Source organism: Carboxydocella sp. ULO1 (genome assembly GCF_002049255.1).
In the GTDB taxonomy this organism is placed as follows: domain Bacteria; phylum Bacillota.
In genome coordinates this window covers 1-20,280 of record NZ_BDLQ01000004.1, presented here as the reverse complement: position 1 = coordinate 20,280, position 20,280 = coordinate 1, and the positions used below count along the sequence as shown (strand labels likewise).

At 48.7% G+C, this 20,280-nt stretch carries 20 protein-coding genes and 6 tRNA genes; all 26 read left to right on the top strand.

Annotation, left to right across the window (positions count from 1 at the left end):
- Positions 1 to 11 precede the first annotated feature (11 nt).
- The 26 genes from ULO1_RS00560 (at position 12) to ULO1_RS00435 (ending at position 19,862) form a co-directional block, all read left to right on the top strand.
- Positions 12 to 632: a hypothetical protein gene (locus ULO1_RS00560; protein ID WP_078666248.1), complete on the top strand. Its 621-nt coding sequence runs from the start codon at positions 12 to 14 to the stop codon at positions 630 to 632.
- Positions 633 to 1,481, top strand: a complete 849-nt coding sequence (locus tag ULO1_RS00555; RefSeq protein WP_107754204.1) for a mechanosensitive ion channel family protein — start codon at positions 633 to 635, stop codon at positions 1,479 to 1,481. It abuts the gene before it with no gap.
- A complete protein-coding gene (locus tag ULO1_RS00550; protein ID WP_078666252.1) occupies positions 1,456 to 1,650 on the top strand; it encodes a DUF951 domain-containing protein in 195 nt (64 codons plus the stop codon). Before ULO1_RS00555 ends, ULO1_RS00550 begins: the two co-directional genes overlap by 26 nt.
- A gap of 2 nt (positions 1,651 to 1,652) precedes the next feature.
- Entirely contained in the window at positions 1,653 to 2,750 is a 1,098-nt protein-coding gene (ychF, locus tag ULO1_RS00545) for a redox-regulated ATPase YchF (RefSeq protein ID WP_078666249.1), read from the top strand.
- Positions 2,751 to 2,868: 118 nt separating this feature from the next.
- Positions 2,869 to 3,156 carry a 30S ribosomal protein S6 gene (gene rpsF, locus ULO1_RS00540; protein WP_078666560.1) on the top strand — a complete coding sequence of 96 codons (288 nt, stop codon included), beginning with the start codon at positions 2,869 to 2,871 and terminating at the stop codon, positions 3,154 to 3,156.
- Positions 3,157 to 3,186: 30 nt separating this feature from the next.
- Positions 3,187 to 3,591, top strand: a complete 405-nt coding sequence (locus ULO1_RS00535; protein ID WP_078666559.1) for a single-stranded DNA-binding protein — start codon at positions 3,187 to 3,189, stop codon at positions 3,589 to 3,591.
- Between the two features lie 29 nt (positions 3,592 to 3,620).
- Positions 3,621 to 3,848 carry a 30S ribosomal protein S18 gene (gene rpsR, locus ULO1_RS00530; protein ID WP_078666558.1) on the top strand — a complete coding sequence of 76 codons (228 nt, stop codon included), beginning with the start codon at positions 3,621 to 3,623 and terminating at the stop codon, positions 3,846 to 3,848.
- Between the two features lie 114 nt (positions 3,849 to 3,962).
- Entirely contained in the window at positions 3,963 to 4,904 is a 942-nt protein-coding gene (locus ULO1_RS00525; RefSeq protein WP_078666557.1) for a DUF2232 domain-containing protein, read from the top strand.
- Positions 4,905 to 5,357 carry a 50S ribosomal protein L9 gene (gene rplI, locus ULO1_RS00520; protein ID WP_078666556.1) on the top strand — a complete coding sequence of 151 codons (453 nt, stop codon included), beginning with the start codon at positions 4,905 to 4,907 and terminating at the stop codon, positions 5,355 to 5,357.
- Positions 5,358 to 5,360: 3 nt separating this feature from the next.
- On the top strand, positions 5,361 to 7,280 hold the full coding sequence (lonC, locus tag ULO1_RS00515) for a Lon family ATP-dependent protease (RefSeq protein ID WP_079932671.1): 1,920 nt from the start codon (positions 5,361 to 5,363) through the stop codon (positions 7,278 to 7,280).
- Between the two features lie 23 nt (positions 7,281 to 7,303).
- A complete protein-coding gene (gene dnaB / locus ULO1_RS00510) occupies positions 7,304 to 8,632 on the top strand; it encodes a replicative DNA helicase (RefSeq protein ID WP_079932674.1) in 1,329 nt (442 codons plus the stop codon).
- A 6-nt stretch (positions 8,633 to 8,638) separates the two neighbouring features.
- Entirely contained in the window at positions 8,639 to 8,824 is a 186-nt protein-coding gene (locus tag ULO1_RS00505; protein ID WP_078666554.1) for a 4-oxalocrotonate tautomerase, read from the top strand.
- Positions 8,825 to 8,914: 90 nt separating this feature from the next.
- Entirely contained in the window at positions 8,915 to 11,254 is a 2,340-nt protein-coding gene (locus tag ULO1_RS00500) for an AAA domain-containing protein (protein WP_079932669.1), read from the top strand.
- A 218-nt stretch (positions 11,255 to 11,472) separates the two neighbouring features.
- Positions 11,473 to 12,882, top strand: coding sequence for an NAD(P)/FAD-dependent oxidoreductase (locus ULO1_RS00495; protein ID WP_079932666.1), 1,410 nt, complete (start codon positions 11,473 to 11,475; stop codon positions 12,880 to 12,882).
- On the top strand, positions 12,879 to 14,171 hold the full coding sequence (gene purB, locus ULO1_RS00490; protein ID WP_079907664.1) for an adenylosuccinate lyase: 1,293 nt from the start codon (positions 12,879 to 12,881) through the stop codon (positions 14,169 to 14,171). Before ULO1_RS00495 ends, purB begins: the two co-directional genes overlap by 4 nt.
- Positions 14,172 to 14,189: 18 nt before the next feature.
- Positions 14,190 to 15,476 (top strand): adenylosuccinate synthase, encoded by a 1,287-nt coding sequence (locus ULO1_RS00485; protein WP_079907663.1) that lies wholly within the window; start codon positions 14,190 to 14,192, stop codon positions 15,474 to 15,476.
- A gap of 171 nt (positions 15,477 to 15,647) precedes the next feature.
- Positions 15,648 to 15,959, top strand: a complete 312-nt coding sequence (locus ULO1_RS00480) for a YbjQ family protein (protein WP_078666549.1) — start codon at positions 15,648 to 15,650, stop codon at positions 15,957 to 15,959.
- Between the two features lie 49 nt (positions 15,960 to 16,008).
- Positions 16,009 to 17,526 (top strand): anthranilate synthase component I, encoded by a 1,518-nt coding sequence (gene trpE, locus ULO1_RS00475; RefSeq protein ID WP_242946658.1) that lies wholly within the window; start codon positions 16,009 to 16,011, stop codon positions 17,524 to 17,526.
- Positions 17,519 to 18,379, top strand: a complete 861-nt coding sequence (gene pabC, locus ULO1_RS00470; protein WP_079907661.1) for an aminodeoxychorismate lyase — start codon at positions 17,519 to 17,521, stop codon at positions 18,377 to 18,379. Before trpE ends, pabC begins: the two co-directional genes overlap by 8 nt.
- Before the next feature lie 48 nt (positions 18,380 to 18,427).
- Positions 18,428 to 18,503: transfer RNA gene (locus tag ULO1_RS00465), tRNA-Lys, on the top strand.
- 6 nt (positions 18,504 to 18,509) lie between these two features.
- A tRNA-Glu gene (locus tag ULO1_RS00460) sits at positions 18,510 to 18,585 on the top strand.
- Positions 18,586 to 18,594: 9 nt separating this feature from the next.
- Positions 18,595 to 18,670: transfer RNA gene (locus ULO1_RS00455), tRNA-Val, on the top strand.
- A 4-nt stretch (positions 18,671 to 18,674) separates the two neighbouring features.
- Positions 18,675 to 18,753: transfer RNA gene (locus tag ULO1_RS00450), tRNA-Asp, on the top strand.
- A gap of 8 nt (positions 18,754 to 18,761) precedes the next feature.
- Positions 18,762 to 18,837, top strand: a tRNA-Phe gene (locus tag ULO1_RS00445).
- A gap of 53 nt (positions 18,838 to 18,890) precedes the next feature.
- Positions 18,891 to 18,966, top strand: a tRNA-Gly gene (locus ULO1_RS00440).
- Between the two features lie 473 nt (positions 18,967 to 19,439).
- Complete coding sequence (locus tag ULO1_RS00435) at positions 19,440 to 19,862, top strand: phosphate-starvation-inducible PsiE family protein (RefSeq protein ID WP_078666716.1); 423 nt, start codon at positions 19,440 to 19,442, stop codon at positions 19,860 to 19,862.
- Positions 19,863 to 20,280: the final 418 nt, after the last annotated feature.

The following is a 20,280-nucleotide window of genomic DNA, read 5'->3' as shown; positions in this document are numbered from 1 at the left end:
AGGTAATGCCCATGTGGGACTGGCTGAAAAAATGGTGGCAGGGTCAGAAGAAATCGGAAACGGTAAACCCGCCGGAACCTGACTGGCGGCAACTACTGCAGACAGGCAGTGAAAGACAGCAAAGGCAAGCTGCCCTGGCCCTGCTGGGTCAGGGGGATCTGGCCGGTCTGGAACCGGTTCTGGCCATGCTTTGCGGTAAAGACCCCTTGCAGGCTTTAGAAGCCATGGAAGCTTTGCTGGCTTTTCCCGGACGGGAGGAATTAGCCGCAATCCTCTGGTCCAGGTTGCCTTACACCGACAAGCTGGGGCAAAGTCGCTTGTTGGACTGGGCCGGCCGGGCCGGTTTGGCCCTGGACTGGTTGCAGAACTGGCAAAAAGCAGGTCTTCCCCTCAGTCCCGCCTTTTATTCCCTGGCAGCAGCTTACGGGGATGACCGTTATGCCGTTTTGCTGGTGGATTACTGGCAACAAAAACCGGACTGGCAGCGAGCAGAGGAGATCTGGCAATGGGCCAGCCGGCAGGGCAACCAGTGGCCCTGTCAGGCAAAGGAGTGGCTATTACCCTGGATAGAACAGCAACCTGACAATAGTTTGCGCCGCAGCTGGCTGGCGCGGTTGCAGGAGGTGGGATAGGTGAATTTCTGGGGAAGGTTCGTGCAGTGGGTAACTAATTGGGACATGTGGCTGGCAATAGCGCTAACCCTGGCGGGTGCCTGGGTGGTCATACGGCTGAGCCGCATTGGCATCAATCGCTTTATCAAGGGCTCAGGCCGGGCTTTGACCTTGCGGGGGATTTTATACAGTCTGGTAAAATACAGTGTTATTTTCTTTGTTATTATTAATATTCTGGACCGCATCGGTTTTGATACCAGAAGTATCCTGGCCGGAGCGGGAATTGCCGGTCTGGCAGTGGGTTTTGGTGCCCAGAACCTGGTCCGGGATGTGATTACCGGGTTTTTTATTATCCTGGAAAACCAGTATACTGTAGGGGAATATATCTCAACCGCCGGAGTCCAGGGTTTTGTAGAAGATATGGGCTTACGGGTGACCAAGATCCGGGACGCCGGTGGACAGCTGCATATTATCCCCAATGGCCAAATTAACCAGGTCACCAATTTCCACCGCGGTCCACTGCTGGCTACGGTGGATGTACCCATTGCCTATGAAGAAGACCTGGACCGGGCATTAACTTTGCTGGAACGGGTGTGCCAGCAAGTAGCAGAGGAACAGAAGGAATTGATTGTCAGTGGGCCGCAGGTGCTAGGGGTGCAGAACTTCGGTCCATCGGAAGTGGTAATCCGCATCATTGCCCGGGTACGGCCTATGGAACAATTTCAGATCGAAAGGCTTTTGCGACGGCGGGTGATGGAAGCCTTCAATGCGGAAGGGGTGGAAATTCCCTACCCCAAACAGGTGATGTTTATGAGCGGACTGACGAAGGAGGAGAACCGGCCCTATGGTGTTGAAACTGCTCGAGGGTGATATTGTAGAATTAAAAAAACCCCATCCCTGTGGCAGCAACCGCTGGCAGATTTTGCGCCTGGGGGCGGATTGCCGGCTGAAATGCCTGGGCTGTAACCACCAGGTCTGGCTGGAACGGGTTAAACTGGAAAAAGCGATCAAGAAGTTTATAGAAAGAGGTGCTGAATAAAAATGGCATTAGCTTGTGGCATCGTGGGTTTGCCCAATGTGGGCAAAAGCACCCTGTTTAATGCAATTACCAAAGCAGGGGCGGAAGCAGCCAACTATCCTTTCTGTACTATTGATCCCAATGTAGGGGTAGTAGAAGTACCTGATCCCCGGCTGGAGCAGCTGGCGGCAATGGTTAAACCCCAGCGGGTTGTGCCTACTACTGTGGAGTTTGTGGATATTGCCGGTCTGGTGCGGGGAGCCAGCAAAGGAGAGGGACTGGGCAACAAGTTTCTTTCCCATATCAGGGAAGTGGATGCCATTATCCATGTCGTGCGCTGTTTTGAAGATGAAAACATAACCCATGTGGATGGGCAGGTAGACCCGATTCGCGATATTGATACTATCAATATGGAGCTGATTCTGGCTGACCTGGAAACCGTGGAACGCCGTCTAGAGCGCACCCGTAAAATGTTAAAAACCGGGGAGAAGAAATACCAGCAGGAAGTGGAATTTCTCACCCGGCTTAAGGAGACTCTGGAGTCCGGCCAATGTGCCAGGACAGTGGAAGTCAGTGAGGAAGAACAGCCTGTTTTGAAAGAGATGAACCTCCTGACAGCCAAACCGGTCTTATATGCCGCCAATGTGGCGGAAGATGACCTGACCAGGGAGGATTTGCCGCTGGTGCAAAAGGTACGGGATTATGCTGCTCAGGAAGGTGCAGAGGTGGTAACCATTTGCGCCAGGATTGAGGCGGAAATTGCTGAACTGCCGGAAGAGGAAAAAGGACCTTTTCTGGAAGCCCTGGGTCTGGAGGAATCGGGACTGGATCGCTTGATTCGGGCTGCCTATAAACTGCTGGGGCTGATAACTTTCTTTACTGCCGGGGTTCAGGAAGTACGGGCCTGGACTATTACCCGGGGCACTAAAGCTCCCCAGGCAGCTGGTAAAATCCATTCCGATATTGAACGCGGCTTCATCCGGGCTGAGGTGGTAGCCTTTGCTGACCTGATGGCTGCGGGCAGCCAGGCGGCGGCGCGGGAAAAAGGGCTGGTACGCCTGGAGGGAAAAGAGTATGTAATGCAGGATGGGGATGTAGTCTATTTCCGGTTTAATGTCTAATTATGCTTGTCAAACCCAAGATTATCTGGTATAATTACCAAATGAGGCCTCTGGGCCCATCATCCCTGCTCTATCCTGGAGGTAGGGCCGTTTAGTCCGTGGGGAGGAGGTGAAAGGAATGCGCGCTTATGAGTTGATGTTTATCATCAACCCCAACCTTACCGATGAAGCGATCAATGGTGTGGTGGAAAAATTCGAAAACCTGATCAAAAACAATGGTGGCGAAATCACCGCTCTGGATCGCTGGGGCAAGCGGAAGCTGGCTTATGAAATCAACAAAATGCGGGAGGGCTATTATGTCCTCTGCAATTTCAAAGCCGAAGCTCCTGTAGCTGCTGAGGTGGAACGGGTTCTGAAAATTACCGACGAAGTCGTCCGGCACTTGATCGTACGGGTTGATGCCTAAGGGTGATGGTTTAAAGGTGGTGTTTTAACCGTGTTGAACCGGATTATTCTCATTGGGCGCCTGACCAGGGACCCGGAGCTGAGATATACCAATACAGGTAGAGCTGTGGCCAGATTTACTCTGGCAGTTGATCGGCCGTACAAGAACCAGGCCGGAGAGCGGGAAGCAGATTTCATCAATGTGGTGGTCTGGGGCCCACAGGCAGATAATTGCAGCAAATATCTCAGCAAAGGGAAACTGGCGGCAGTGGACGGCCGTCTGGAAATTCGCTCCTTTGAGGGACAGGACGGAACCCGGAAATACATGACTGAAGTAGTGGCAGAAAATGTACGTTTTTTAAGTCCGAAAGAAGGAGGCAGAGGGCCTGGTTCTGACCTTCATGGCGAACCGCCTTTTGATGATTTCGCGGACGGAGATGAGGGCTTGCCCTTTTAAAACTGAAGCTCGGTAAGGGAGGGAAAACGATGCGTCGGGAACGGAAACGCGGCAAAAAACGCGTCTGCAGTTTCTGCGTGGACAAGGTTCAGGCCATTGATTATAAAGACCTGAATAGACTGCGCAAATATATCACCGAACGGGGCAAGATTTTACCCCGGCGGATTTCCGGCAACTGTGCCAAACACCAGCGCCAGCTGACTGTGGCTATCAAGCGGGCACGGATTATGGCTTTATTGCCGTTTACTGCGGAGTGAAACTGACTCAAGGGGAGCAAAGGGATTTTGCTCCCCTTTTTAATCAGAAAAAAGGAATTATCCGATTGATGGCGAACTTAGTCTTTTATTCGGAAAAACAGGCGGAGGTAAGGAATGGATAAAAACAAGCTGAAGCTCTGGTTTTTGCAGGGTGTACTGGCTCTACTGATAATAATTTGGCCTGCAGCGATGACTTTGTTGCAATTTTTCTGGCTGGTGCCATTATTAATGCTGGCGGTGGACAGCCCCTTACCGCAACTGCTAACAGGCACCGGAGCTTTGCTGGCAGTGATGGCATTAACGGCCTGGCTTACTGGTAATTTGGACTGGGCTAATCTGTTCTATCTTGCCGGTTTTTTTGGCTTAACCCTATTTACCGGACAAATGGTACGCAGCCGGCAATGGGGCTGGGCCAGAATGGCAGGGGCCCTGGCTTTGCTCTTTTTTCTCTGGGATCTGATTTCTATTATCTGGAGCTGGAAGATCTGGCAAGCCCAGCTTGCCTTTCTATATAAGGAACTAAGCCGGGAAGTCCACCAGATTACAGAGCTGGTGGCCCGTATGTATGGACAACCCGCCACGGCCATGCTTACTGAGGAGACGAAAAAAATGCTGTACTGGAGCGTAATCCTGCTTCCAGGGCAGCAACTGACCTTTACATTGCTTTCTGCCTGGACAAGTGCATACTTTGCCGGCAAGCAACTGGGGGCGCGAGAAAACCGGCTGTTACCTGTACCGGTACGATACTGGAACCTGCCCTGGTACTTAATCTGGCTGGCTATCCTCGGTCTTATGCTTTTACTGCTGGGCCCCAGGGCTGAGGGGATAAATATTCTGGGTGCCAACAGTCTCTGGCTGGGTGCTTGCCTGGGCCTCCTCAATGGCTGGGGTTTGGTTAGTTTGACTTTGCCTTACTGGAATCCGCTTTTGCGTCTGCTTTTTATCCTCTCCTTATTCTTTGTGGGAGTAATTTATTTACCGCTGTTTGCCCTGATCGGTCTTCTGGATCTGGGTTTTGGCTGGCGTCAAAAATTGCTGACAGGAGGGAAATCATAGATGAAAGTCATTTTACAGCAGGATGTAAAAAAACTTGGTAATAAAGGTCAAATTGTAGAGGTTTCAGAGGGCTATGCCCGCAATTTCCTTTTCCCCCGGGGGCTGGCGGTGGAAGCAACCGCTGGTGCGTTGAAATCCCTGGATGAAAAGAAAGCCGCTGAACAGAGAAAACAACAGCGCCTGGAGGAGGAAGCCCGTGCTCTGGGAGCCAAACTGGCGGAAACTACGGTTGTAATTAAGACCAGGGCAGGGGAAGGAGGCCGCTTGTTTGGCTCCATTACCAATAAGGATATTGCCGAAGTGCTGGAAAAAAATTATGGATTAAAAGTGGATAAGAAGAAGCTGGAGCTTACGGAAAATATTAAAACTCTGGGGAGCTATCAGGTAGTAGCCAGAATTCATCCGAAAGTAACAGTCAAGTTTATGGTGCAAGTTATAGCAGAGGGGAAATAATCCATGAAAAGCATTTTTAACAAGTTTGTTGCAAAATCTAAAAATGTGGATTCTATGGAGGGCAAAGAGGAACAGCTGGCCAAACAGGTGGCAGCTCTCTATTCTCTGTTGGCCAGTATCTATGGTACTGACCGCCTGGTGATGAAGGCTGGAAAAGTGGATGCCCTGCATTTGATGCGTTCAGAAAATCTGGCCGAGCGGGTACTGGGCCTGGAAAGATTGACTTTCGATAGCCCCAGCCTGGAACGCCTGCCTGTACCGGAGGAAATTCCGGGAATTCTGGCTCGTGTTGAAGAGGAACTGGCAGACCTGCTGGCTCGCAAGGCGGTGGAAGAAAGGATTGAACGGCGGGTATCGGAAAAAATGCAGGAAAGACATGAGGAATATCTGCAGGAAATCCGGATGCAGGTTTTGAAGGAAAACCAGGGCCCGGAAACAGGAGCAACTTTAAAAAAGCTGGAGGAACTGGAGGCAATGGAGAAAAAGCGCCTGGCCCGCTCCGCCATGGACATGTTGCGGCCAGCTGAGATTACGGAAATCGTGGGCCAGGACCAGGCCGTGGCTGCCCTGGTGGCCAAACTGGCTTCTCCTTTTCCTCAACATATCATTCTCTATGGACCGCCTGGAGTGGGTAAAACCACGGCGGCACGGCTGGCTCTGGAAGCCGCCAAAAAGGTTGCTTCTTCTCCTTTTCAGGCCGATGCCCCCTTTGTGGAAGTGGATGGTACTACTCTGCGCTGGGACCCCAGGGAAGTAACCAACCCCTTGCTGGGCTCAGTGCATGATCCTATTTATCAGGGGGCCCGCCGGGATCTGGCGGAAAGTGCAGTACCGGAACCCAAACTGGGTCTGGTTACAGAGGCCCATGGGGGAGTTCTGTTTATTGATGAGGTAGGGGAACTGGATCCTCTTTTGCAAAACAAATTGTTGAAGGTGCTGGAGGACAAACGGGTTCACTTTGATTCCAGTTACTATGATCCCAATGACCCGGGGGTACCACAATATATTCGCAAGATTTTTGAAGAAGGGGCTCCGGCGGATTTTATCCTCATCGGGGCGACTACCAGGGATCCTTCCCAGATCAATCCGGCCCTGCGTTCCCGCTGTGCGGAAATTTTCTTTGAGCCGCTAACACCGGCTCACATTATTACCATTGTAGAAAATGCTGCCAGCAAGCTGCAGGTAGAACTGGCTCCCGGGGTTGCGGAAGCCATTGCCCAGTATACCATCGAGGGCCGTAAAGCCATTAACCTGCTGGCTGATGCCTATGCCATGGTGCTATACCGTCAGGGAGGCCAGCAGGGCGAACGGGTTGTAATCTCCCTGGAAGATATTTATGAAATGGCCCGCATCAGCAGGCTTACGCCTTTTGTTCAGGTTAAGGCCAAAGCTGCTGCCGAGATTGGGCGGGTCTTTGGCCTGGGGGTGGCCGGTTTTGTGGGTTCGGTGCTGGAAATCGAAGCCGCCGCCTTCCCGGCCCGTAAACCCGGGGAAGGGGTAATCCGCTTTAATGAAACGGCCGGTTCCATGGCCAGGGATTCGGTTTTCAATGCGGCAGCGGTCTTGCGCCGTCTAACGGGCGATGACCTGCATAATTATGATCTCCACGTCAATGTGGTCGGTGGTGGCAACATTGACGGACCTTCGGCGGGTGCCGCTATATTCCTGGCTATATACAGTGCCATCACTGGCCGTCCGATCTGGCAGGACCGGGCTTTGACCGGGGAAATCTCCATCCAGGGGAAAATCAAGCCCGTAGGAGGCATACCGGAAAAAATCTATGGTGCCCGCCAGGCCGGGATGAAAATGGTGCTGGTGCCGAAAGAAAATGAAAAAGATATTCCGGCTGCTGTTCCGGACTGTCAGGTAAGAGCAGTGGAAACTATCGAGGAAGTTATTGAGTTAATGTGTGTGCTGCAATAGTGGAGGAGGCGGGGAGAGTGTCTCTGGCAATGGACAGAGTTCCACCCCATAACCTGGATGCGGAACAATCAGTGCTGGGTTCAATGCTGCTGGACCAGGAAGCAGTTTTTAAAGCTATGGAAATCATCCGGGCCGAGGATTTTTACCGGGATGCCCATCGCCTGATTTTTGAGGCCATTTGTGACCTGGCCGACCGCAGTGAACCGGTGGATATTATCACTGTAGCCGAAGAACTGCAACAGCGCGGTCAGCTGGATAAAGTGGGTGGTGCCGCCTATATAGCCACCTTGAGTGGAATCGTGCCCACTGCCGCCAATGTGGAATACTATGCCCGCATTATCAGGGAAAAGTCCTTGCTGCGGGCCCTGATTTCCGCAGCCACCCGCATTGCTCAGCTGGGTTATGAAGGTGAGGCTGAAGCTGAGGAAATTTTAATGCAGGCGGAAAAGATGATTTATGACCTTTCCCAGCGCAAGGCCAGCCGCACCTTTGCTACCATGCATGAGATTTTGATGGAAACCTTCGACCGCATTGAGTATCTTTACCAGAACAAGGGAGATGTGACCGGGGTTCCCACCGGGTTTATCGATCTGGATCGCTTGACTTCCGGCCTGCAACCCTCAGATCTGATCATCGTGGCAGCACGGCCGGCCATGGGCAAAACCAGTTTCTGTCTCAATATTGCCCAGCATGCGGCCATTAAGGCGGGTATACCGGTAGCCATTTTCAGCCTGGAGATGTCCAAGGAACAGCTGGTGCAGCGGATGCTCTGTTCTGAGGCCATGGTGGACCAGCATCGTTTGCGCACCGGTCAACTGACGGAACAGGACTGGCCCCGCCTGGTGCGGGCCGTTGGTCCTATGGCCCAGGCCCCGATTTTCATCGATGATACTGTGGGCATTTCGGTGCTGGAAATGCGGGCCAAATGCCGGCGCCTGAAGGCAGAGCACGGCCTGGGCCTGGTTATCATCGATTACCTGCAGTTAATGCAGGGCAGCCGCCGCAGTGAAAGCCGCCAGCAGGAGATTTCCGAGATCTCCCGTGCCCTGAAAGGGCTGGCCCGGGAGCTGAATGTGCCGGTAATCGCCCTTTCCCAGTTGAGCCGGGCGGTGGAGCAAACCCATGATAAGAGGCCCAACCTCAGCCACCTGCGGGAATCCGGTGCTATTGAGCAGGATGCGGATATCGTATCTTTTATTTACCGGGAGGAATACTATAATCCCGATACTGAGAAAAAGGGGATTGCCGAAATTATCATCGCCAAGCACCGGAATGGCCCGGTCGGCAGTGTGGAACTGGGCTTTCTCAATGAATTCACCAAATTTGTTAATTTAGAAAGACAGGGAGCGTGATGTTAAATGCCAATCGTGCAAATTGATATGCTGGAAGGTAGAACTCTGGAACAAAAGCGGGAACTGGTCAAGCGAGTAACTGAAGCTATTGTGGAAACCGCCAAATGCCCGCCTGAAGCGGTGAAAATCATCCTGCGGGAAATGAAGCCGGAACACCTGGGAGAAGCAGGGGTGCTGCGCTGCGACCGGTAAAGAGAGGGGACTGTCTAAGATTGTAGACAGTCCCTTTTTTGTTAGGGTATTACTCATATTGTTACAATTGTTGCCAATAAAAACTAAAATATGGTAGTATATATTAATGATGGGCAACTTTTAAATGAATCAAATCAAAATTATACTTATCTTTTTTTACTTGCAGATGAAATATCATTACCTGATGGAAATCCCGTAAGAATAATCTATAAAAATAAAACTGTATACGGCGAAGTTGTGGCATTAGAAGGATTTGATATCATAATTGAGGTTTCGGATTATATTGGAAATATAGTAGAAGAGGCCGAGTTGTATAGTGAGCCGTGGAATATTCTGGAAGAATTAAAAAAAAGACTGAAAGAAGTCATCGATTCAAAAAACTATACTTTTAGCAAAACAGTATTATATGGCGGCGGTAGAAATGAGTTGATTAATCATAAATTTAAGAATAAAGTAACAGAACTAGTAGCTCGTGCTTACCGAAATAATACTACATATATCTGGGGACCACCAGGCACAGGCAAGACCCATAATCTGGCAAAGATAACAGACTACTTTATGTTAAAAAACCGTACTGTGTTATTACTTTCTCACAGCAATGCCGCGGTGGACGGTTTAGTTCATAAAATTTATGAGTTACGAAAAGAAGACAATATGTGGATACCCGGTGAGGTAGTCAGATTCGGTGCTGCTAAACTTCCAGAAGTATTGGAACACGAAACGATTTTGGCTTCTCGATTGGTTGAATATAAGTATCCTGAATTGAAAGGTAAAAAGCAAAATCTTGTTAATGAACAGCAGTATTTGCGAAAAAAAGTTAAATCCGGAAATGCTACAAGAAATGAAAAAGAAAGGTTAGCATATATTGAAGAGGAATTAAAGGAATTACGCAAAAAAATTAGGTTAATAGAAGATGAGTATGTCACTAAAGCGCAGGTCTTGGGAGTTACTCTCTCTAAAGCAGCTTTAAACAGTTTGATATATAATAAAAAATATGACCTGGTAATAGTTGACGAAGCAAGTATGGCATACATTCCTCATGTTGTTTTCGCAGCTTCTTTGGCAAAAAAATCCGTTGTTATTTGTGGTGATTTTATGCAATTACCACCTATAGCTATAGGACAGCATGAATTAATAGAACGTTGGGTAAAAGCTAAACAAGCTATTGCCGATTTGGAACCTTTTCCTGGAAAGGCATTGGCTTTGATAGATTTAAATAACTTAGGGGCGTATGCTTTAAAGGAATGGGATAGATTATCGCGGTTTAATATTTTTTCGGCAATACTATCTGTTTATTTAATTATAATGGCAACAAAAAATCAAACCAGTTCAATAGGATATATCTCACCCTTTAATGCTCAAGCACGACTGGTTTCTGCTTTTCTTTTAGATTTGCTTCCTAATACCCAGGAGGATAAAGAAAAAAGGATAATTGCAGCTACTGTACACAAATTCCAAGGCTCAGAACGGGATATAGTTATTTATGATGTTGTTGAAAACTTTCCTCAGAAAAAAGCAAGTATATTGCTAACTGGGCAGGAGACAGACAGATTAGTTAATGTTGCTGTTACTCGGGCACGAGGCAAATTGATTAAGTTAGCTGATACAAATTTTTTAAGAGAACAGTTAAACCAAAACAACCCTACAATGAAATTGATATTATATATGATGAAAAATGGCACAATAGTTAATTGGTTAAACATTAAAGAAATTCTAAAGAATGAAAAGATTAATGGATTAGAGTGGTATATAGATATTGAAGAAAAGAATTGGATAAATGAAATAAACAAAGCGAAAGAAGAATTAATTATTTCCTTGCCATATATCAACAAAGCACATGAAGGTATTTTGGCTATTCTAAGAAATGTCTCAAAAACTGCAAATATATATTTTTTAACTAATGAACCCGAAAAAATAAACGGAATTAAGTCAATTATTATACAGAGAGACTATGTTGCCAGCTTCCTAATTGTAGATCGAAAAATTATTATATACGGAGCTCCTCAGCTATTGCCTTCAAAACTGGTAGTAAAAATTAAAGCCCCACGAGCAGCAAAACTTCTTGTTAATTTTTTAGGATTAAACGATAACTTTGTTGTAAATCAAGAAGTTGCTGTAACGAGAGAGATTGCGTTGAAGCCCCCTACATACTCCTTACGGGACTATGTGGAAACTTGGGTGCGTTGTTATCTGTGTGGCAGTTCTGTAAATTCACAGATACGTAATAATGGGATTGTGCTTGTTTGTAGTTTCTGCGGCAAAGAAAACAAAATAAGCACTCCATTATTAAAAAAATATATTGCATATGTCAATTTAAAATGCAGGAAATGTTCATCATATTTTGAAGCTAGAAAAGGAAAGTTTGGACCTTATCTTGAATGTCATGGCTGTGGAGAAAGAATAGGTATAAATCGGTTGTGGTCCTGTTAGCTCTTTTTGTGATAAGGACCAACAAAAGAATGAAAAAACGAGTTTGCCGAACATTAATCTCTGTATACAAAATAATTATTCGGATTTAATTGACTTTTTCCCGTATAGATGCTAATATTATTTTGGTTATGACCGTACTCACTCAAACAGCCAGAAGGTGGTTGTTTGGGTTATTTTTGTGTCAATGAGTAAAAACTACGGGAAAAGGGGGACTTGCCATGGTCCGCAACCACTATGATGTTATCATCATAGGTGCCGGTCCGGCCGGTATCTTTACTGCCCTGGAACTGGTAGCCAGAGGGGAAGAAAAACTGAAAATCCTCATCATCGAAAAGGGACGGGACATTCCGCAACGTACCTGCCCGGCCAAGGAAAAGAGCATCAAATGCGTCCATTGCTCACCCTGTTCCATTGTTTGCGGCTGGGGCGGAGCCGGTGCTTTCAGTGATGGCAAATTGACCCTGTCCACTGAGGTGGGCGGCTGGTTGGAGCAATATATTGGTGAACGCAAACTGGCTGAGTTGATCAACTATATAGATGGTATATACCTGGAGTATGGGGCTCCAGATAAAGTTTATGGAATGGAAAATGAGGAAGCTATCGAAGAAATTCAGCGCCAGGCGGTGCTGGCTGAGCTAAAACTGGTTCCTGCCCCCATCCGCCATCTGGGCACCGGCCGCTGCGGCCAGATTCTGGAGCGGATGAAAAACGCTCTGGTGGCTAAAGGGGTGGAAGTCCATACCTGTGAAGCGGTAGAGCGCCTGGTAGTAGAGGATAATGTGATCAAGGGTGTAGAAACTGCCGATGGGCGGACTTTCTTTGGCCGCTATGTGGTAGTAGCTCCCGGCCGGGAAGGGGCAGAATGGCTGGCCCAGGAGGCCAGGCGTTTGCAGCTGGAGATGGCTGTCAACCCGGTGGACATCGGGGTACGGGTGGAACTGCCGGCTGCGGTAATGGAACACCTGACCAGGGTCATTTATGAATCCAAATTGATCTATCACTCCCGGGCCTTTGATGACAAAGTCCGTACCTTCTGCATGAACCCCTATGGGGAGGTAGTAACGGAAAACAATGATGGCCTGATTACCGTCAATGGCCACAGCCACGCCCATAAGAAAACGGAGAACACCAACTTTGCCCTGCTGGTCAGCAAAACTTTTACCGAGCCCTTTAAAGAGCCCATTGCTTATGGCAAATATGTGGCCCGCCTGGCCAATCTGCTGGGTGGTGGCGTAATTGTGCAGCGCCTGGGTGATTTGCTGGATGGCCGGCGCACCACTTACGATCGGTTACGTAAAGGGCTGGTACGTCCCACTCTGGAAGATGCCACTCCCGGGGACCTCAGCCTGGTCTTCCCCTACCGGCATCTGGTAGCCATTGTGGAAATGCTGCAGGCGCTGGACAAGATTGCTCCCGGGGTGGCTTCCCGCCACACGCTGCTGTACGGGGTGGAAGTGAAGTTTTATTCCTCCCGCCTGCAGCTCAATAAAGAGCTGGAGACCAAAATTACCAACCTGTATGCTGCCGGGGACGGTGCCGGGGTAACCCGGGGCCTGGCCCAGGCATCAGTAGCGGGGGTTGTGGCGGCCCGCAGTATTCTGGCTAAAGAGGGGGTAAAGCTGGCGTGATAGCCCGTTATACTACCCCGGAGATGAAACAGCTCTGGGCACCGGAAATGGAATTTCAGAAGTGGCTGGAAGTAGAACTGGCTGCCTGTGAAGCGATGGTGGAACTGGGCCAGGTGCCAGCAGCAGCCTGGGAAGTGATTAAGGCCAGAGCCGGATTTAAACTGGAACGAATTTATGAGATAGAAAAGGAAACCCAGCATGATCTGATCGCATTTCTGCAGGCGGTTTCCGAAGAAATCGGTGAAGAAGCCAAATACCTGCATCTGGGTATGACTTCTTCTGATGTCAAGGATACTGCTCTTTCCCTGCAGATTCGGGAGGCTCTGGACCTGATTCTAACGGAGCTGGCAAAGCTGGAAGAGGTCCTGGTGCGCAGAGCGCGGGAACATAAATATACTCTGATGATTGGCCGTACCCATGGCATCCATGGGGAGCCTACCACCTTTGGGCTGAAACTGGCTCTCTGGCTGGCGGAGGTGCGGCGCCATCAGGAGCGGTTACAGGAAGCCAGGCGGCGCATCAGTGTGGCCAAACTGAGCGGGGCGGTAGGGACTTTTGCCAATATCGACCCGCGGGTGGAAGAACTGGTGGCAGCCAAACTGGGATTAACCCCTGCCCAGGTAGCGACCCAGGTAATCCAGCGGGACCGGCATGGTGAGGTACTAAATGCCCTGGCCCTGCTGGCCAGCTCTCTGGATAAGTTTGCCACGGAAATTCGCAATTTACAGCGTACCGATATACTGGAGGTAGAGGAGTATTTCGCCAAAGGGCAGAAAGGCTCCTCGGCCATGCCCCATAAACGCAATCCTATCACCTGTGAACGGATAGCCGGGTTGGCCCGGGTGGTGCGGGCCAATGCCCTGGCCGGAATGGAAAATATCGCCCTCTGGCATGAGCGGGATATGACCCATTCCTCGGTGGAACGGATAATCATCCCTGATTCCACTACCCTGGTACACTCCATGTTGCGCTTATTTGTACGGGTGATAGATAATCTGATTGTTTACCCGGAAAACATGTTGCGCAATCTCAATCGCACTTTTGGGCTGATTTATTCGCAGCGGGTATTACTGGCTTTGATAGACAGAGGAGTTACCCGCACCGAGGCCTACCAATGGGTACAGCGCAATGCGCTGGCGGCCTGGAATAAGCAACAGTCTTTTGCCGAATTACTTTTGCTGGATGAGGATATCCGGCGCTATTTAACTCCGGCGGAGCTGAAGGAACTATTTGATCATCAATACCACTTAAAAAATGTGGATTACATTTTTGGCCGGCTGGGCCTGTAACCGTGGAGGTGGATCTTAATGGCAAGTGTAGTGTTGATTGGTGCCCAATGGGGAGATGAGGGGAAAGGAAAAGTAACGGATTTTCTGGCTGAAAAAGCTCAGCTGGTAGTGCGCTACCAGGGAGGAAACAATGCCGGCCATACCGTTGTTGTTGGTGATAAGGAATATAAACTCCACCTGATTCCCTCTGGCATTCTTTATCCTGATAAGCTCTGCTTGATTGGTAATGGAGTGGTAATCGACCCGCAGGTGTTGTTAAAAGAGCTGGATTACCTGGCTGAACAGGGAGTAAGCACCCGGGGTTTGCGGATAAGCCCCCGGGCCCATTTAATCATGCCCTACCACAAAAAGCTGGATGAGGTAGAGGAAGAAGCCAAGGGTGCCAACAAAATCGGGACCACAAGACGGGGGATAGGCCCGGCCTATATGGACAAAGCAGCCCGTATCGGTATACGGGTTGTTGACCTGCTGGATCGGGAGGAGTTCGCTGCCAAACTGGAACAAAACCTGAAGGCAAAAAATCTGCTCCTGGAACGGGTTTATCATACGGAAGGCTTTTCTTTTGAGGAAATTTACGAAACCTATCTGGCCTATGGGGAAAGACTCCGCCCCTATGTGGCAGATACTTCCCTGCTGATTGATGAAGCGATTAAAGAAGGCAAGAATGTTCTATTCGAAGGGGCCCAGGGAACTTTGCTGGACCTGGATCACGGGACCTATCCTTATGTAACTTCTTCCCATCCCATTGCTGGTGCAGCCTGTATTGGTGCCGGGATAGGGCCTACAAAAATCAGTAAGGTTATTGGTATTGCCAAGGCCTACACTACCCGGGTTGGAGAAGGGCCGTTCCCGACCGAGTTGCTGGATGAGCTGGGAGAACAAATTCGAGAAGCTGGTCATGAATTTGGCACCACTACCGGTCGGCCTCGCCGTTGTGGCTGGTTTGATGCTGTAATCCTGAGGTATGCAGTGCGGGTCAGCGGGATTGATACTCTGGCCCTGACCAAACTGGATGTACTGACCGGATTGCCGGTGCTGAAAATCTGTGTTGGTTACCAGAAACCAGATGGCACCGTACTGAAAGAGTTTCCGGCCAGTCTGAAGGAATTGGCCCAGTGTCAGCCTATTTACGAAGAACTGCCGGGCTGGACTGAGGATCTATCGGCAGTAACGGCTTATGAACAATTGCCCGCTGCGGCTAAAGCTTATGTGCAGCGGATTGAAGAGCTGGCCGGGGTGCCAGTATCTATCGTAGGGGTAGGAACCAGAAGGAATCAGACTTTAGTAAGACAGGAAATATACTAATTTTTAAGGACCGGTTTTTTGGCCGGTCCTAATTTTTTATTAAAGGGAGGAATTGTAAAAAGTTCACGAGCAGTCTGTTATATTCTTTTCTCCAGGAATGTTTCCTTTTGATTTTTATGGATTTCTTGCAGTATAATGAACTTAATTACACCGAGAAGGAGGATGAGGAATATGATTATCACTACCACGCCTACTGTCGAGGGCAAACCCATTCGCGAATATTTAGGTATTGTTAGCGGTGAGGCCATTATGGGCGCTAATGTGGTTCGTGACTTTTTTGCCAGTGTCACCGATATCATTGGTGGCCGGTCCGGCGCCTATGAAAGCAAACTGGTAGAGGCCCGGGAGATTGCCCTGAAGGAAATGGCGGAAATGGCCCGGCGCAGAGGGGCTGATGCTGTAGTAGGGGTGGACCTGGATTATGAAGTTGTCCGTGAGGGCATGTTGATGGTTACTGCCAGCGGGACTGCAGTCAAGTTCTAAATATTCTTGACATTCTTCCACTTTCCTTTTAGGATGAAATCAAGATAAAGTGGAAGGACTGATTGCTTTGTTTTTTCCGACAAGGGACGAGTTTAAAAAACTTCAAGAAAAAGGCTACCGGATACCAGTGGGCATAAAAGTACCTTTGCATGGGCTCAGCCCTTTGCAGGCTTTGGATAAACTGAACCTGGAAGGGAAACCGGCTGTATTGCTGGAAAGCGGTAAAGGTACGGAAAAATATGCCCGCTATTCCTTTTTGGGCTGGCAACCCTGGCTGGTCTATCGGGCCCAGGGAGAACGGATAACTGTCTACGATGGTAATGGACAAATTATCAGGGAATACCAGGGCCACCCTTATGAAGAACTGCGTCAACTGTTAAAGCTTTATCCTGCTAAACGTTACCCTGGATTGCCCAAGTTTTGCGGTGGCGCTATGGGTTTTATTAGCTATGATATGGGCCGCTATTTCGAACGGATGCCGGAACTTACTATTGATGACCTGGGCATGCCGGAAGCGTATTTTATGCTGGTAGACCGTTTGCTGGTTTTTGACCACTGGCAGCAGACCCTCACAGTTATTGTGAATGTACTGGAACAGGACTATCACTGGGCCCTGGCTGAAATCGAAGCCATTTTACGCGACCTGGAAAATAATCCAGCCCGACCGGCGGTAGTTTTGCCGGAAAATAAGGAGTTAAAGCGCAGTTTTGTTCCGGAAGCCAATATGACTCAGGCAGAGTTTGAAGCGATGGTAGTTAAGTGCAAAGAATATATAAAGGCCGGGGACATTTTTCAGGCCAACTTATCTATCCGCCTGTGCCGGGAGATTCACACTCATCCCCTTAATCTCTACCGGATTGTCCGGGAGGTTAATCCCTCGCCTTATATGGCTTACCTGGAGTTCGGGGATTGGCAGATTGTTAGCTCCTCCCCTGAATTGCTGGTACGCATAAACGAGGAAGGCTATGCTGAAACCCGTCCGATAGCTGGTACCCGGCGACGGGGGGCCAACCGGGAAGAGGACCTGGCCCTGGCCCGGGAGCTGATTTCTAACGAAAAGGAACGGGCCGAACATATTATGCTGGTGGACCTGGAAAGAAATGACCTGGGTCGGGTCTGCCAGTACGGTACTGTAGAAGTAAATGAACTGATGGTGATTGAAGAATATTCCCATGTTATGCATATAGTCTCCAATGTGCGCGGGCGGCTGGCTCCTGGTAAAGATGGTTTCGATCTTTTGCGGGCAGCTTTCCCGGGCGGGACTATTACCGGAGCTCCCAAAATCCGTTCCATGGAGATCATTGAGGAGCTGGAACCTACCCGAAGGGGTATTTACACCGGTTCTATCGGCTATTTTGGCTATGCTGGGGAAATGGAAATGAATATTGTAATCCGTACACTGGTGATTAAAGATGGTAAAAAGGCGTATGTTCAGGCTGGAGCAGGCATAGTTGCTGACAGTATACCGGAACGGGAATATTTTGAGTCACTGAAAAAGGCGGAAGCGCTCCTGAAGACTCTGGAGCTGGCAGAAGAGCTTTTTGCCAGGGAGGTTTTCCATGCCTAACTATCTTGTCATCAATGGCACTGTTACAGAAGAGGAAAAAGCCGTTATCTCGGTTCTTGACCACGGTTTTCTTTATGGTGACGGCCTGTTTACTACTATTAGGGTGGAAGCAGGTCGCCCCCTCTGGTTTGATGACCACTGGCAGCGTCTCTGCCAGCAGGCAACGGTTATACATATGCCCATTCCCTGGGAGAAAAAAGAGGTGCTGAACTGGCTGCTGGCAGGGTTGAAAGCGAATGGCCTTGTTGATGCATATGTGCGGGTTACGGTCAGCCGGGGACAGGGGCCCCTGGGGTTGGACTTTTCCCAGTGTAAACTACCTAATTGCATTGTTTACAGCAAGCCTTTACCTGCTCATATTGAAGAGAGACAAAAAATGGGGATTAAGGCTGGTATTCTTTCGGGTCGGCACTGGGGTAAACTATGGCCTGGTGCAGGACTTAAGTCATTAAACTTTCTTAATCAAGTTCTTGCCTTTCCTGAGATGAACAGCAAAGGCTGGCAGGAAGGGGTTTATCTAACCAGTACCGACCATGTGGCCGAGGGCACAGTAAGTAATATCTTCTGGTTTAAAGACGGGATATTGTTCACTCCCTCTCTGGAAACCGGTATTTTGAATGGAATAATGCGACAAAAAGTAATAGAGATGGCCAGAATGCAAGGGATAACAATCCAGGAGGGATTATATTATCAAGAAGCGCTTTTACAGGCTGATGAGATCTTTATTACCAATTCGATCAGCGAAATAGTGCCTATCGTTGAGTTAAACGGCCAGAGTATTGGAAAGGGCGTACGTGGAGATCTGGTCCAAAGGCTGCTTTTGGAACTGAAAAATTTCAAGAAAAACTGTTGACAACTTTTCTAGCATCGTGTAGAATATGAAACTGTCAGACGACATGATGAGCCATTAGCTCAGTAGGTAGAGCACCTGACTTTTAATCAGGGTGTCGCTGGTTCGAGTCCAGCATGGCTCACCATCATGTGGCCCCTTGGTCAAGTGGTCTAAGACACCGCCCTTTCACGGCGGTAACACGGGTTCGAATCCCGTAGGGGTCACCATTTCTATATGGGCGATTAGCTCAGCTGGGAGAGCACCTGCCTTACAAGCAGGGGGTCGGCAGTTCGAACCTGTCATCGCCCACCATCGCGGAGCCGTGGTCTAGTCTGGTCTAGGATGCCTGCCTGTCACGCAGGAGGTCGCGGGTTCGAATCCCGTCGGCTCCGCCATTAAATATGCCACGGTAGCTCAGTTGGTAGAGCAGAGGACTGAAAATCCTCGTGTCGGCGGTTCGATTCCGTCCCGTGGCACCATATACAAAGTGTACCAGCGGCCCCTAAGCCGCTTATGGTTGTTTCGTGAAGATGCGGACGTAGCTCAGCTGGTAGAGCATCGGCTTCCCAAGCCGAGTGTCGCGGGTTCGAATCCCGTCGTCCGCTCCAGAGAAATCAAGGGTTCCAGGCATCGTGGATGTCGGAACCCTTTTTTGGTGCCCATTTGGTGCCCGTCGTTAACACCTCATCAATCAGGTTCACATCTTCCCAGGATTGTTGATCTGAGTTGTCTTATTAATCCTGTAAAATACATAGAACCAAACGGCACATTAGTAAACATATGAATGGTATGTTACATGACCTGTGAGCAATATCAATCTGATGCAGCAATTAGAGAAATAGTTAGTACCACCCAGCCAAAACTGGTTAAGGTGGTATTCTTATGCTCAAATCAACGGCTACATCCGCTGGTTAAGGGTGGATAAAACAAAGGGGGTAACTTCACTGAATGATGATCAAATGAACAATCCTGGCAGGAGAATCGTTTGGGGGAAGATGAATGTTTTACAAGTATATAGTTTAAATATTTAAGTACGATGTGTTACAATATCTTTATAAACAGTGAATGGAGGTGATTTGAAATGAATTTAGCATTTAAAATAGCGCGCGTTTTAATTTGGGTAGAGTATATTATTCATGTAATTGTAGCGGTCATGTTAATAGCTGCAGTAGGAGGAATCATTTTAAATACTTTTACGGGACTAAGTTTAACTAAGAATGTTCTCTTGTTAATTAGCAATGCCTTGCTGATTATGATTATTAAAGAAGTAATCTGGACAGTAGTTAAGTTTTTCAAAAAAGAGAGGTTTAGTGTTACTTCTTTTATCCTGATTGGGATCATTTCAGCAGTGAGACAAAACCTCTTTGTTGAGGCCCAGAAGTCTCTAACCAAAAGCCATGGTTTGGATACACTGATAGAAATCAGCATAAATACCCTAATAATTTTAGCTCTAGCTATCGCCTATTACATAGTGAAAAAAGCAGAAAGTTGTCCAGGTGAATAGCAAAAGATACTTTGAGGAAAAATTAAAAAATGGGTTGACAGGATGGTTTCGTTTGTGTTAATATAAGCAAGCGCCCGGCAGACAGCACTGCAGGGCGCGAGAAAAATAAAAACTTGTTGTTGACAAAAACGCTGCCGATGTGATATTATAACTAACGTCGCTGATGCGAGGTTCGAAGTTCGAGGTACGAAGTTCGAACAGGAAAGCGACAATACTGAGGTTGATTAGAGGCGAGTAGTACAAGGAAGCTGCGACGGAGCCACCGGAGGCGTACTGGAGGTACGTCGAGGATGGCGAAGGAGCAGATGACGCAGTAATGCGAAGCCTATAATCAACCGAAAAGAACAGATCCTTGAAAACTGAACAGGATGTTCTACACCGTAAAACGGACTCGTCAGTTTCACGAGTAACTAAATTT